9 protein-coding genes and 2 pseudogenes are annotated in these 14,007 nt (G+C 50.6%); 9 read left to right on the top strand and 2 right to left on the bottom strand.

Features of this window, described 5'->3' with window-relative positions:
- Window positions 1-397 precede the first annotated feature (397 nt).
- The 8 genes from LZ24_RS13530 (at window position 398) to LZ24_RS13490 (ending at window position 10,951) form a co-directional block, all read left to right on the top strand.
- On the top strand, window positions 398-2,089 hold the full coding sequence (locus LZ24_RS13530) for an L-lactate permease (RefSeq protein WP_144686021.1): 1,692 nt from the start codon (window positions 398-400) through the stop codon (window positions 2,087-2,089).
- Between the two features lie 77 nt (window positions 2,090-2,166).
- Window positions 2,167-3,549, top strand: a complete 1,383-nt coding sequence (locus LZ24_RS13525; protein WP_144686019.1) for an FAD-binding oxidoreductase — start codon at window positions 2,167-2,169, stop codon at window positions 3,547-3,549.
- Between the two features lie 4 nt (window positions 3,550-3,553).
- Complete coding sequence (locus tag LZ24_RS13520; protein ID WP_144686017.1) at window positions 3,554-4,840, top strand: (Fe-S)-binding protein; 1,287 nt, start codon at window positions 3,554-3,556, stop codon at window positions 4,838-4,840.
- Window positions 4,841-4,870: 30 nt separating this feature from the next.
- On the top strand, window positions 4,871-5,446 hold the full coding sequence (locus LZ24_RS13515; RefSeq protein WP_144686015.1) for a LutC/YkgG family protein: 576 nt from the start codon (window positions 4,871-4,873) through the stop codon (window positions 5,444-5,446).
- Window positions 5,439-7,601, top strand: a complete 2,163-nt coding sequence (gene ldhH, locus LZ24_RS13510; RefSeq protein WP_222427641.1) for an L-lactate dehydrogenase (quinone) large subunit LdhH — start codon at window positions 5,439-5,441, stop codon at window positions 7,599-7,601. Before LZ24_RS13515 ends, ldhH begins: the two co-directional genes overlap by 8 nt.
- Before the next feature lie 554 nt (window positions 7,602-8,155).
- On the top strand, window positions 8,156-9,013 hold the full coding sequence (locus LZ24_RS13500; RefSeq protein ID WP_186443149.1) for an HNH endonuclease: 858 nt from the start codon (window positions 8,156-8,158) through the stop codon (window positions 9,011-9,013).
- Between the two features lie 156 nt (window positions 9,014-9,169).
- Window positions 9,170-10,234 (top strand): ParA family protein, encoded by a 1,065-nt coding sequence (locus LZ24_RS13495; protein WP_144686011.1) that lies wholly within the window; start codon window positions 9,170-9,172, stop codon window positions 10,232-10,234.
- A 12-nt stretch (window positions 10,235-10,246) separates the two neighbouring features.
- The gene (locus tag LZ24_RS13490) at window positions 10,247-10,951 is read left to right on the top strand and encodes a hypothetical protein (protein ID WP_144686009.1); all 705 of its coding nucleotides are present in this window, start codon (window positions 10,247-10,249) and stop codon (window positions 10,949-10,951) included.
- A 325-nt stretch (window positions 10,952-11,276) separates the two neighbouring features.
- On the opposite strand, the pseudogene LZ24_RS13485 reads toward LZ24_RS13490, so the two are convergent.
- Window positions 11,277-11,840 (bottom strand): annotated as a pseudogene (locus LZ24_RS13485) (transposase); the annotation flags it as partial.
- Window positions 11,841-12,567: 727 nt separating this feature from the next.
- Here LZ24_RS13485 and LZ24_RS13475 point away from each other — a divergent pair.
- The gene (locus LZ24_RS13475) at window positions 12,568-13,353 is read left to right on the top strand and encodes a GNAT family N-acetyltransferase (RefSeq protein WP_144686003.1); all 786 of its coding nucleotides are present in this window, start codon (window positions 12,568-12,570) and stop codon (window positions 13,351-13,353) included.
- A gap of 322 nt (window positions 13,354-13,675) precedes the next feature.
- On the opposite strand, the pseudogene LZ24_RS17305 reads toward LZ24_RS13475, so the two are convergent.
- A pseudogene (locus LZ24_RS17305) lies at window positions 13,676-14,007 on the bottom strand (hypothetical protein); the annotation flags it as partial.

Raw genomic sequence — 14,007 nt, 5'->3', positions numbered from 1 at the left:
CCTGAAAAACAGAACAGGGAATCCGTTTTTCCGGACGGATAAAGACACACTTCCACCAGAACCCAAAAAACAATTCGACAATACCAAACAAATACCTGTCTCCCGGAATTCCATTCCTGTTTTTCAGACCTTTGCCCGCTCAATCCGCTGAGTAAAACCACAAAAAAAACATAAACACTTTAAATAAAACATCTTTTTTTCCATGGCACAGATATCGCTATAGGCCAGAACGGATACCACTCCGGGCGAAACATCGCCCGAAATAAAAACGATGTTCAGGCAATTCCGGCTTCCCCCCTTCCCCGGCCGGAACGCCCCCGGAGTGATTCCTTTACCATTATACTGTCAGGGTAACCCCGAACAACCCTGCACCTTTTTTCCATCAAGGAGGCCTGTGATGTCCATTGGAATGCTTGCTTTACTCGCTTTTGTACCCATTGCCATTGTTCTGGTTCTCATGGTTGGCATGCGCTGGCCCGCCACCAAAGCCATGCCCCTGGCCTGGCTGGTATGTGCCCTCATTGGCATGACCGTCTGGAACATGGATTTTGGCTTCATTGCCGCCTCAACTCTGGCGGGTTTTGGCAGTGCCATCAACGTTCTCATCATTGTTTTCGGTGCCATTGTCATCCTTTACACCATGCAGACCAGCGGAGCCATGGAAACCATCAGTTACGGTTTCACGGGTATCTCTCCGGACAGGCGCATCCAGACCATCATCATCGCCTTCATGTTCGGTGCTTTCATTGAAGGATCTGCGGGTTTCGGAACCCCCGCAGCCCTTGCCGCCCCCCTGCTGCTGGGCCTTGGCTTCCCAGCCCTTGCAGCGGTCTGCGTTGCCCTTATCTCCAACTCCATTCCCGTTACCTTCGGTGCCGTGGGCACTCCCATCTGGTTTGGCATGATGACCCTTGAAACCCCTGTGAACGCAGCCATTGCCGCAGGTGAAAACGTCGGATTCACAACCTTTAACGGCTTTCTCATGAATGTCGGTCAGTGGGCCGCTGTCATGCACGCCATTGTAGGCCTTGGCTTCCTCATCTTCCTCATCTGCTTTCTTACCCGTTTTTTTGGCAAAAACAAATCCTGGAAAGAAGGCCTTGGCGCATGGAAATTCGCCCTCTTTGCCTCCTTTGCCTTCAACATACCCTACCTGCTCACAGCCTTCCTCGTGGGTGTGGAATTCCCTTCCCTCATCGGCGGCCTTGTGGGACTTGGCGTTGTCATCACTGCTGCCAAAAAAGGCTTCCTCATGCCCAAGGAAAACTGGGAATTCGGTGAGCGCAGTTCATGGGAAAAGGAATGGATGGGCGAAATTGAGGTAGGCTCCAAAGATCTGAAACCCCGGATGAGCCAGTTCATGGCATGGCTGCCCTACGTACTCATTGCAGGCATCCTTGTCCTTACGCGCCTGAACGACCTGCCCTTCAAGGCCCTTGCCACGTCCTTCAAGATCAGTTTCACCCAGATTCTTGGCTATGAAACCGTAAACTTCACCATGACACCCTTCTATCTTCCCGGTGTCATCCCCTTCATGCTGGTGGCAATCATCACCATCTTCCTGCACAAGATTCCTGCGGACAAGGCAGCCAAGGCATGGAAAGAGAGCTTCATCCGTCTGAAAAATCCCACCATTGCCATGCTCTTTGCCGTGGCTCTGGTTGAAATCATGAGACAGTCCGGCAACAATCTTCTGGGATATCACTCCATGCCCCTTTCCATGGCAACGGCGGTTGCTGCCGTTGCTGGCCAGAGCTGGCCCTTCTTTGCCGCCTATGTGGGTGCCCTTGGTTCCTTTATTACAGGTTCCGCCACCGTATCCGACCTGCTCTTCTCCGACTTCCAGTACGGCCTTGCCACCACCATCGGTGCCAGCCGTGAAATCATCATGGGCGTTCAGGGTGTGGGTGCCGCCATGGGCAACATGATCTGTGTCCATAACGTTGTGGCCGCTTCCGCCACCGTCGGTCTTGTGGGCGTGGAAGGTCTGATCATAAGAAAAACCATCATCCCCATGGTCCTTTACGGTATCCTTGTGGGCATCATGGGTCTCCTCTTTACCTATGTGCTTTTCCCCGCAACTTTCTAAACCAAAAATATGATGGCATCCGGCTGAAAAAGCCGGATGCCGGTTCACAAGAATCCTGAGACGGATGGAGAATTCCCATGAAAAAAAACTCCCTTGTGGGTGCCTTTAAAGATCTTCTTGGCGCTGAAAACGTCATGGAAAGTGAAACCGACCGCATGAACTACGCCTATGATGCGGCGGTTCTTGCGCCTGTCATGCCCGGCCTTGTGGTCCGGCCAAGAAATACCGAAGACATCGGTGCCATTTTAAAACTCTGCAATGAAAACAATATCCCGGTAACAGTCCGGGGAGCCGGAACCAACTTAAGCGGCGGCACCATCCCTTCCATGGGCGGCCTTGTGATGCTCACCAACGGCCTCCAGCGCATCATTGAAATCAATGAGGCGGATATGTACGCCATTGTGGAACCCGGTGTCATCACAGCCCAGCTGGCTTCCGCAGTGGCAGCCAAGGGCCTCTTCTATCCTCCGGATCCCGGCAGCCAGACCGTATCCACCATTGCCGGGAATGTGGCGGAAAACGCCGGGGGCCTGCGGGGTCTGAAGTACGGTGTTTCCAAGGATTATGTCATGGGCATGGAATTCTATGATGCCACGGGTACCCATGTTCGCACCGGATCAAAAACCGTCAAATGCGTGACCGGTTTCAACCTTGCAGGCCTCATGACGGCCAGTGAAGGATGTTTCGGCGTTTACAGCCAGATCACCCTCAAGCTTGTCCCCCCGCCAAAGGCTTCCAGATCCATGATGGCCGTCTACGATTCCGTGGATCAGGCCGCCGAAACCGTGGCCGCCATCATTGCCGCCAAGATCATTCCATGTACGCTGGAATTCATGGACAACTTCACCATCCGCACGGTGGAAGATTTTGCAAAAGTGGGACTTCCCACGGAAGCCAAGGCCCTTTTACTCATTGAGGTGGATGGCCACCCTGCCCAGGTGGAAGACGAAGCCGCCGAGGTGGAGACCATCTGCAAGGCCAACGGAGCCAGCCGTATTCAGGTGGCCCAGAATGCCGAAGAGAGAAACAAGGTATGGGAAGCCAGAAGGACGGCCCTTTCCGCACTGGCCAAGCTGAGACCCACCACGGTTCTGGAAGATGCCACCGTACCCAGAAGCCGTATTCCCGACATGGTGCGGGGCCTCGATGCCATAGCAGCCAGACATAAACTCACCATCGGCACCTTTGGCCATGCCGGAGACGGCAACCTGCACCCCACCATCCTCTGTGACAAACGGGACAGGGAAGAATGGCACCGGGTAGAAAAGGGTGTGGAAGAAATATTTGAGCTGGCCCTTGGAATGGGTGGTACACTCTCCGGGGAACACGGCATCGGCCTTGCCAAGGCGGGCTTCATGGAAAAAGAGATCGGAAGGGGTTCCATTGAATTTTCCAGAAAAATCAAGCGTGCCGTGGATCCCAAAAACATCCTGAATCCCGGAAAAATCATCGGAGGCTGACATCATGGGGGATCTGAAACGTTTACACCGCCTGCTAATGGACATTGACGACATGCTGGCCGGATGCATGCGCTGTGGCATGTGCCAGTCCGTATGTCCGGTTTTTGCCCGCACACTCAATGAAGGGGATGTGGCCAGGGGTAAAATTGCCCTGCTGGAAGGCCTCAGCCACCAGATGATCAGCGATGCCGAAGGGGTAAAATGCAAGCTTGACAAATGCCTGCTCTGCGGCTCCTGTTCCGCCAGCTGCCCCAGCGGGGTCAAGGCCACGGACATCTTCCTCAAGGCCAGAGCGGCCCTTACGGAATACACCGGCCTTTCTCCCGTTAAAAAGGCCATCTTCCGGGGCACCCTCACCCATCCTGAACTTTTCAACCGCCTTGTGGATATGGGCTCGAAATTTCAGGGGATCATGACAAAAAAGGCCAATGCCTACCATGGTACCTCCTGCGCGCCCATGCTTTCCTCCATCCTCGGCAACCGACAGATTGTTCCGCTGGCTTCAAAGCCTTTCCGGAAAAGCCATCCCTCCATGGATACACCCGCCGGAAAATCCGGGCTGAAGGTGGCCTTCTATCCGGGCTGCCTTGTGGACAAGATGTACACGGGCATTGGGGAGGCGGTACTGAAAGTTATGAAACACCACGGCGTTGGTGTCTTTCTTCCGGCAAATCAGGCCTGCTGCGGTATGCCAGCTTTAGCATCGGGAGATACAAAATCCTTTGAGAAGCTTGTGGATCTCAACCTGAACTGCTTTTCCGGCAAAGGCTTTGATGTTCTGGTGACACCCTGTGCCACCTGTACGGCCACCCTGAAAAAGGTATGGCCCATGATGGCCGAAAATCTGGACATGAAACGGCGCAGGGAAATTGATGCCCTCAGCGCAAAGGTCATGGATATCAACCAGTTCCTTGTGGACAAAGTGGGTGTACGTCCAAAGGACGGGGCAGAAGGCAGGGCCGTCACCTTCCATGATCCCTGCCACCTCGGTAAATCCTTGGGCGTTTTCTCCCAGCCCAGAACCCTGATTCAGGCCAGCGGCAGGTATCACATCAAAGAAATGCAGGATGCCAACACCTGCTGCGGTTCCGGCGGAAGTTTCAATCTCCAGCATTATGAAACCTCCACCCAGATCGGCCAGAAAAAAAGGGACAACATTGTTGCCACACAGGCAGAAATTGTTGCCACCGGCTGCCCTGCATGCATGATGCAGCTCACGGACATGCTTGCCTCCAAAGGCGACAAGGTCCGCGTGAAACACAGCATCGAGCTTTATGCGGAAACGCTGTAATTTTTTTTAAAAGATCCAAAGGAGACATCCATGGAAAATGGAAAAAATAAAGAGCTATTCAAGGAAAAGGCCGAGGCGATACAGACCCTTGTGAGCAGTGCTGCCACGCCGGAAGTCATTGCAGCCTATACCGTGGATCTCACCGCAGATCAGGGCGGAAAGACCATTGCCCTTGCAGGTTTTGACGAAGAAACCCTTGCAGCCCTTCTTCCGGATTTAAAGGAGAAGGCCAAAGCCAAAGGCATTGAGGTGCTGGAGCCTCCCTTCAGACCCCACCTTGAAAATATCCACACCGGCCTGACCCCTGCCCTCTGGGGCATTGCCCAGACCGGAACGCTGGTGCTGCGCTCTGCGGATGAAAATCTGCGCATCGCCACCATGCTGGCGGAAACCCATGTCTGCGTGCTGGACCCCGCCACCATTTATCCTTCCACCGATGAACTGGCTCCCCTTCTGGATGCAGCCATCAAAGAAAACGGTGCCGCCTACATGGCTTTCATCACCGGCCCCAGCCGTACCGCAGATATTGAACGGGTGTTGAGCATTGGCGTCCATGGGCCTGAATTCCTGCACATTCTTTTCAAGGAGGAAAAAGCCGATGATTAAAACGCCCCAGAACATGAAGGACTACACGGATCAGATCCGTGCCACCCTAAAGGAAAAGTTCCTCCAGACCACCCTGAACAATTTTGCCACCAGCTACAAGGCATCCAGGGCCAAGGCCTTCAGCGGTATGGATCTTGAGGCACTGCGGGAAGAAATTGCCTGCGCCAAGGATGCGGCCCTGCCACGGCTTGAGGAACTGCTGGAAGAATTCACCCGGCATGCGGAAGCCGACGGGGTGAAGGTGCATTTTGCCAAAACCGCCCAGGAGGCCAATGCCATCATTGCGGCCATCGCAAAGGAAAACAATGTAAAAACCATTGTCAAATCCAAATCCATGACGGCCGAGGAAACCTTTCTCAACGATCATCTGGAAAAGCAGGGCCTGAAAGTCACGGAAACGGACCTTGGGGAATGGATCATCCAGCTTCGCCACGAAGGCCCTTCCCACATGGTCATGCCCGCCATCCACCTTTCCCGCTATCAGGTGGGCGATCTTTTCACCGGGGTATCCGGAGAAGAGCAGGATCCGGAGAACATTGACAAACTCGTGAAGGTGGCAAGAAAACAGCTTCGGCCCCGCTTCATCGAGGCGGACATGGGCATCTCCGGTGCCAACTTTGCCATGGCCGACTCCGGAGCCATCGGTATTGTCACCAATGAAGGCAATGCCCGGCTCACCACCACCCTGCCCCGTGTGCATGTCACCCTTGCCGGTGTGGACAAACTCATCCCGGACATCAAGACAGCCCTGACAGCCTTAAAGGGCCTTACAAGAAACGCCACGGGTCAGGGCATCACCTCCTATGTGACCTGGATCAAGGGCCAGCCCCCCTGCGGCGCATCGGAAAAAGAAGTCCAAACCCGGCACATCGTTTTCCTGGACAATGGCCGTCTGGCCCTTGCCAAAGACCCCGTGTTTTCCGAAGTGCTGCGCTGTATCCGCTGCGGAGCCTGCGCCAATGTCTGCCCCATCTACCGTATCCTCGGCGGCCACACCTACGGGCATGTGTACATCGGTGCCATCGGTCTCATCCTCACCTTCTTCTACCATGGGAGAGACAATGCCCGCGCCATCGTGAAAAACTGCCTCAACTGCCAGAGCTGCAAGGTGGTCTGCCCCGCAAAGATTGATCTCCCCTACCTCATTAAAAAGGTGTACAGGGAAGTCATGGACGAAGACGGCAAGCGGCCTTTGAGAAACCGCCTTCTCGCCCGGGTCATGGGCAACCGCAAGCTCTTCCACACCCTGCTCAAGAACGCGTGGATGGCTCAGGCCCCCATTGCCGACGGCCCGAAGATCCGGCATCTGCCCACGATTTTTGGCCGCAAGCACGATTTCCGCACCATCCCCGTTCTGGCCAAACATCCCCTGCGGGATCAGTGGAGCAGCTTCAAGCCCGTGGTCAGAAATCCCAAACTCAAAGTGGCCCTTTTTGCAGGCTGCGCCCAGGATTTCATCTATCCCCAGCAGGCAAAAGATGCCGTGACCCTTCTTGCAAGCTATGGCGTGGATGTGGACCTTCCCATGGATCAGACCTGCTGCGGCCTGCCCCTTCTCATGATGGCAGAAAACGAAACCGCCAAAGAAGTGGCCGAACAGAACCTGAAAGCTCTGGATACGGACAGGTACGATTATATCCTCACCCTCTGCGCTTCCTGCGGCTCCCACATCAAGGAGAACTACCCCAAGCTCTTGCAGAAGGAAAACGCAGTGCCTGAAGGTGTGAAAAAACTTGAGGAAAAGATCATTGATTTCTCCTCCTTCATGGTGAATGTGCTGAAGGTGACGGCGGATGATTTCCGTGTGAGCGGCAAGAAGGTGGCCTACCACGCACCCTGCCATCTCTGCCGGGGCCTTGATGTGGTAGAAGAGCCAAGGGAGCTGATGCGGGTTGCTGGCCTTGACTATGTCCCGGCTGCAGACGAGGATGTGTGCTGCGGCTTCTCCGGTTCCTATTCCGTTGACTTCCCGGAAGTCTCTGAACAGCTTCTCCGCCGCAAGGTAGCCAACATGGAAGCAACGGGTGCCGATATTGTGGTAACGGACTGCCCCGGCTGCGTCATGCAGATATCCGGCGGCATGGACAAACACGCCTCCCGGATGCGGGTCTGCCATATGGCGGAGATTCTAAGGGAGATGCGGAAGAAGGAATAAGGTTGTAAGAGAGAAGCAGCTTGTTTTTTAAATGGTTTTACCTCCCCTTCATCCTTATCCGTCAGTGCAGCAGCAAGTGGAGAGTGGGTATAATCCCCCTGTAGGGGCAGGCCCCTGTGCCTGCCCCTCTCCCTTCACGTACAAAATCAGCCCCTGCTCAAAAATCCACATCCCTGATCCTCATACGAATGCACGCTATAAGACGCAGGCCACTGCCATACAATAGCTTTGCCATAAGCCCCTTGGGTACCCCGGAATGGAGGCGTTAGCGCAGAACCGCACGAACCTGATCCATAATCTTCAGATTCGGATCGGGTCTGAATTTCGTCCCTTTTTCCATGTTTTGACCTCTGATATCGGGATAAATGGAAAATCAAATTTTTTTCTTGATGGATGGGTAAAGACGGGATACAGTTTTCCATTTTTTGCCCTTTAATACCAGAATAAACGGAAAATTGTCCAGATATAAGAACGGATAAGATGGAAAGTTTCCACTTATTAAACTGTTGGGCATTATGAGCAAAATGCATATTTCCACTAACATGAAATTGGTTATGGACGGTGAAACCCGTTGGGAAGAAACGGGAAAAAGTTCTACGCCCATTGTGTCTGTTGTGAGTTCGGAAAAGCTTCAGGACTTTTCTAAAACAGAAACGTCCGTTGCAGAGGCCTGCATCTACTGTGGTTCCACAGAAAGAGAACGAACAAGGGAACACATAATTGCATACGCTCTTGGCGGCAATGTTACCATACCCAAGGGGTCGTGTCGCTCTTGTCAAAAGATAACTCACAAATTTGAAACTGCTGTGCTTCGTGGCCCGATGCAAATGGTTCGCTTTATACATGGTTTGCCATCAAGAACCAAGCATCATGACGTCCCAGAAACAGTACCGCTTCTGGTAACGATAGACGAGGAGGAACGGATAATTGAGGTTCCGAGAAACGAAGCACCTTTATTACTCGCTTTTCCAACGTTTGAAGAACCAACCTACTTGGCAGGCATAGAGTCACCTATTAAAATGAATGGCATAACTACGGGTAGCTTTGGCGTCGCCATAGAAGATTTTGCAATGCGGCTAAAAGCAACAAAAATGAAAATTGTTTCACAGGGAAACGAACCGGCAGCATTTGCGCAAATGGTGGTTAAAACCGCCTATGCCAATGCATACGTTAACGGACAGATTGATCGCTTAAAGAATCCTGATGCGCTTATTTCCGCAATGCTATATAAACCAAACACGATCGGTAAGTTTGTCGGAACGCTCTCTGAACCTTACCTTAAGCGTGAAAGTGTAATTCACTATCTCGGAATTCATGAACTTAAAGAACCTCGTGTGCTTTATGCCACAGTTCAGTTTTTCGCTAGTATTGGTGCGCCAACTTATATTGTAGTTTTGGGTGATTTAAAGTGAGGCCCAACCTGTCGCTAAAGCCGATCGCAGCGCCTGCGGCGCTGCTCCGGCTTAGCTTTTCGTTAGACTACGTCAAACCTGCACCTATAAAATTTGTACTCTGCTCAGGTCGACTATTGAGGTCTCATCGACCGAGAAACTCATAAGGAAAAATCTATGAAAATCGTTACTCTTTACAATCATAAAGGTGGCGTATCTAAAACTACTTCGACCTTCAATTTGGCCTCTTATCTGGCGGATAAGGGAAAAAAGGTCTTGATGGTCGACGCAGATCCCCAATGTAATCTCACTGAGATAGCGTTGGCCCCACTTATCGAACAAATTGACACGGACGCAGCGGAGTCTCACGCTGAAAATGTTCCTGAACTTCCTGGCACAAGTTTACTTGATGCGCTCAATCAGCGTATTGAGGGGGATGCAGCCTTTATTGATATTGACAAAATTGAGACAGTAACTATTGGCGATAATCTTCAGCTTCTAAGAGGTTCAGTAGACCTCAGTTCAATTGAAGATGAACTGTCAGAAGCTCATCTCCAGCGTTTAGCAATGCGTACAAATCTTATGCGTACATACATTGCTACCGGTGATTTTTTGTCGAGGCTAGCCGAAAAATTACAATTAGACTACATATTTATTGATGTAGGCCCAAGCTCGGGCGCGCTTACTCGTTCGTTCTTTCTGGTGTGTGACGCATTTTTTATTCCGGTTGCTCCTGATCGATTTAACGTACAAGCAGTGGGCACTTTAGCAAAGATCGTGGACCGTTGGATGTCTGAGCATGCGCTAGTTAAGAAACAATATGAAGACCTTGGCCTTCCAATTAGACCAGGCACGCCAGCATTTTTGGGAGCCATAGTTCAGGCTTTTAAATCTTATGCTGGAGCACCGAAACCGGGTTTCAAACTATGGATGGATCGCCTTCCAACCGAAATAACGAAGCAGTTGAAACCTATTTTTGATAAGCATAGCAAGGCATCGAAACTTTACCTTCCAACGTCCATCAATCCGGTGGTTGCTAAAGTACCTGACTTCAGTCAGTTGGCACCACTGATGCAGGAAGTTGGAAAAGCTGTTTTTAGTCTCCAGCAGGCAGATACCGCGCGGATTACTCCAACCGGTAAGCCGTGGGCAGGCAATAATTGGACACAAGCCCAAAGAAGAATGAATGACTACAAAAAACTCTTCGGAGAAATAACTGCAGTCCTAGAAAAACTGAATTAAGGCTGGATTGAAATGGCCATTGAGCTGAAGCAACACTATGTCGCTTTTTTAGATATCCTAGGTTTCACGGCAATGGTGCGTTCGGACGTTACTAGTGAAAACCAACCGCATCTAGGTAAGCTATTTCGCTGTCATCAAAGCGCAGGAAATATTTTCAAAGATGATCCCTATTGCACAGTCACGCAATTTTCAGACTCAATTGTTGTAGCTAAGCCGTTCGAGGTAAATGGATTCGAGTGGTTTGCCACCAAGGTTGCAGAATATCAACGGTTGTTATTGGACGAAGGCCTGATCTGCCGCGGGGGTATAGCCGTTAACAAACATTTCTCAAATGGAACATTCACTTTCAGCGCTGGACTTATTGATGCATATTTTGTGGAAAGTACTGTTGCACGTTTTCCGCGTGTTGTAGTATCACGAGACCTTATTGATCTTATATATCCCGACCAAGATGAATATCCAAAATTTCTAATAAAAGAAGACGACGGCTTAGTCTTTGTCGACTATCTCGGCCTCTTCAAAGATCAAGGAACGGAAAAGTTGACGACCTCAATTGTCGAGATTGTGTTGGGGCTGACTGCTAGTAAAAGACCTTCATTACGGGAAAAGGGAATGTGGCTTTCGAGCTATTCAGATGCTGTACTTGGCACAGAGCTGACTCCACCTAGGTTTACTGGCGGAAATATCGAGAAAGGTGTTGGTGGCCAATTAAAGTGACCCAGGTGTGATAAAATAAATGGCCACTGACAAAAATTTGTAGCGTTTAAAAGGCAGCCTAACAGATAAGGATAGATCATGTGAGGGACGAACCACGATCTCATCCGGTGTTGAACCAGCCCGTAGCGGCATCCCCGACAGGTTTCTATTATAAGGAAATAGCTTTTTTTGGAAGGGGCGTATCCGGAGGTAGTCTGGAAGGAAGAATTTTTTGAGGACGCAGAGGGGCAAGACCTTTTACAAGGCTTTAAAAAAGATCTGTATTTTCATAGTGTTGCCACCTCCGCGATTCGGTTGATGCCCGGTGATTGCCAATGAATCCTTTTCATCCGGGTCTCAGAAGGAAAAACAGAACCTTCATGGGAGCCTTACAGCGGGGACAGCTGAAAGAAGCTCTTGGGACAGGAGTTATACTTTCAAGCTGGACACGCAGGACATGTTGAACGAGTGAAAGCAGCTTTTTGGCTTTGCTGTGTAGAAATCCATAATCCCTGATTCTTCGAAAGCCCTTTGGCAGCACATGTTTAAGGATCAGACGAAGAAAATCCTCACCCTTCAGCGTCCTGTATCGAATTTTACCCGTATTTTCGGTGTACCGGAAGGTTACCATCCCAACTTTACTGGAAATAATATTTTTTTCCGATATCACCCCCCGGTAAAGATAACTTAAGCATAGGTAGGACACCCACTTGGTCCTTGTAGAAAAATCCTGCCTTGCACACAAAAGGGGGCACCCTTTGGAGAAAACTATGAAATGGCTTCTGCTTGCAGTCCTCGCATTAACCTCGACAACAAGTTTTTCCCAAGACCGTGAAAGCCTGTTGAAGGCTTGGGAAAACATCCAGCGCCAGCACTCGGAAGTGGCAAAGTTTGATACAAGTGAGACGCCCGGTGAATATACGATTAAATTTGAACAAATTCCCTTCGAGGGTAATCTCAGAGTTCTGGTTTACGGCGTTGAGGAATTCCCGGACATCTATGGCGGCGGGATTACTAAGACAGGATACGTAGAAGTTGAGTTGGTTGGAATGGCGTCTGAGGAACTCACAAAATACGGGAGACCTTACTATAAGTGGCTGCAATCTAATTCCCTGTTCTTTGATAACTCTGCACAGCTGTGGATATCAGCCGAGGAGTACTCCCAATTACAGCATGAACTTGCGGAATCCGCAATGCCAAGCAATACAAAAATGTTTTTCTGGGAATATTCAAATTACATCCTTGTCGCAATTGTTCTTTATTTTTTTATCACCTCTTTCGGTAATAATAAGAAAATGAAGTTATCGATCGAAGCGCAGAAACGTGCCGAGGAAAAAATCAATGAATCCATCAAAACACAGCATGTAGCCCTGGAAGAGGCTAAGCAACAAACCGAGTTGCTGCGTGAAATCCGTGATTCGCTGGCTAAAGGTATGCATAATGAGGGGAAACACACATAACAACTATGGCCTGACACTTATCGATTTTTAGCGTGCTCCAATTTGGTGCGGTGACTCAACCCCTACCCCTTGGAAAGATAACCACAGACTGTTGTTCTCTGGCTTCAGATAAGACCCTAAAACACCTCGTCCTACCGATATTCGTATTCGAAACAAACAAAGCAAAAAGGTAAAACTATGAGCATTGCATCGAAACCTTTAAACGAAGCGGTCTTGCGCCGCCTCACCAATGACGCCCTCACTACCTTGCTAGGCGAGGCGGCACTCTATGAGGCAGCTGCACGCCCTGGTTTGCAATTGGTCTTATCGAACGAACCGGTTGCTGACCTGAATATGCTGGTGGTTGGGGCTGGCGCTAACCAGCAACATTTTCGGGACATGGCGCGTTCGTGTCTCAGGCGCAATCTTCCATTTCTGGTTATGGTGTTTCCTGAGGCCGGAGAAGCGGTTGACGAGATTGCAGCAAATCTGGGCCTGGTCCATGCGGTGGACTTTCCGATCATGGTCTGTAATGACCCGCCTCTCGATCCCTCTGGCAATCCCGAGGTTGAAATCGGGCGCGCACATGGTGCCGAGGACGCTGACGCATGCGCAGATGTGATGGTCTCGGCCTACAGCATGCCTAAAGACAGTGTGCTGCGAGCCACGCCGCATTCCTTGTTTGATACTACAGCTGCCGATGTTTACATCGCACGTTCCCATGGTGAGGCTGTGGGGAGTGTTACGTTGACATACCATGGCGATACATGCGGCATCTGGGCCATGGGGACAGTTGCGGCACAACAGCGTGGCGGAATCGGTCGTCGGCTACTATCGGCCGTAATGGTGAAAGCACGCGACAATGGGATCCGACGCTTCTTTCTCGGCGCAACTCCGGCGGGTCTCCGGCTGTATGAGGGTCTTGGCTTTATGACCGTTTGCTCAGCCCGGATCTGGGTGTCGGGTGAAACCCACCAAGCGTAGCTCTTTGCTGGACCAGAGCGGGAGAACAACTACAGGGCACCCACTTCAACTCTTCAAATCCATATTCGTATTTTTCTGACACAACAACAGGCCCGCAATGGCCCCAGCGCCTTTGTCTTATCCTTCTGCACAAAAGGCAAAGCCCCTGTATCCTTTCTTTTCCGCAACCGTAAAACGGGATTTATTCTGTGGCCCCTTCAGGATATCAAAAGGTCTCACATCAAAAAATCCGGCGACCGGGAGGAAAAAAGGTTCAGCCTTTCCGGTCAGTGCCCGCATATTCAATAAAGCATTGACCCTAAAATCCCGCTCATTTTTATACCTACGAAGGCTCTTTAGCTCCAAAGGCTTTGAAGATAGTTTTTTGAAGCTTGGTTAATGGGAAAAGGATTCTAACTCCCTTAATTTCCTGAATGCGTAGTTTGGATAAAGTTAAAATCAGCTCTTTCATTGTCATTTTGCAGTACAATTTTTCCTGCACCATCGTGTAATGGATCTTTGACAACAATATAAGCGCCAAAAAACCAACGAAGGTTTTGTTCCAGGCCTTGTGATTGCTGTGAACCCTTAGCCTGCCAAGATCAAGATTGTTTTTCATGCGGTCAAAGCCTTTTTCAACGACATCCTTATCCCTGTAAATCCTGAGGGCTTCTC

Source organism: Desulfobotulus alkaliphilus, from assembly GCF_007830435.1.
GTDB classification, from domain to species: domain Bacteria; phylum Desulfobacterota; class Desulfobacteria; order Desulfobacterales; family ASO4-4; genus Desulfobotulus; species Desulfobotulus alkaliphilus.
This window is presented reverse-complemented; position numbering and strand designations above follow the sequence as displayed.

Coding starts and splice junctions, on each gene's coding strand:
- LZ24_RS13515 (WP_144686015.1), top strand. CDS start 4,871: ATGGAAAATGGAAAAAATAAAGAGCTATTCAAGGAAAAGGCCGAGGCG.
- ldhH (WP_222427641.1), top strand. CDS start 5,439: ATGATTAAAACGCCCCAGAACATGAAGGACTACACGGATCAGATCCGT.
- LZ24_RS13520 (WP_144686017.1), top strand. CDS start 3,554: ATGGGGGATCTGAAACGTTTACACCGCCTGCTAATGGACATTGACGAC.
- LZ24_RS13495 (WP_144686011.1), top strand. CDS start 9,170: ATGAAAATCGTTACTCTTTACAATCATAAAGGTGGCGTATCTAAAACT.
- LZ24_RS13525 (WP_144686019.1), top strand. CDS start 2,167: ATGAAAAAAAACTCCCTTGTGGGTGCCTTTAAAGATCTTCTTGGCGCT.
- LZ24_RS13490 (WP_144686009.1), top strand. CDS start 10,247: ATGGCCATTGAGCTGAAGCAACACTATGTCGCTTTTTTAGATATCCTA.
- LZ24_RS13475 (WP_144686003.1), top strand. CDS start 12,568: ATGAGCATTGCATCGAAACCTTTAAACGAAGCGGTCTTGCGCCGCCTC.
- LZ24_RS13530 (WP_144686021.1), top strand. CDS start 398: ATGTCCATTGGAATGCTTGCTTTACTCGCTTTTGTACCCATTGCCATT.
- LZ24_RS13500 (WP_186443149.1), top strand. CDS start 8,156: ATGGACGGTGAAACCCGTTGGGAAGAAACGGGAAAAAGTTCTACGCCC.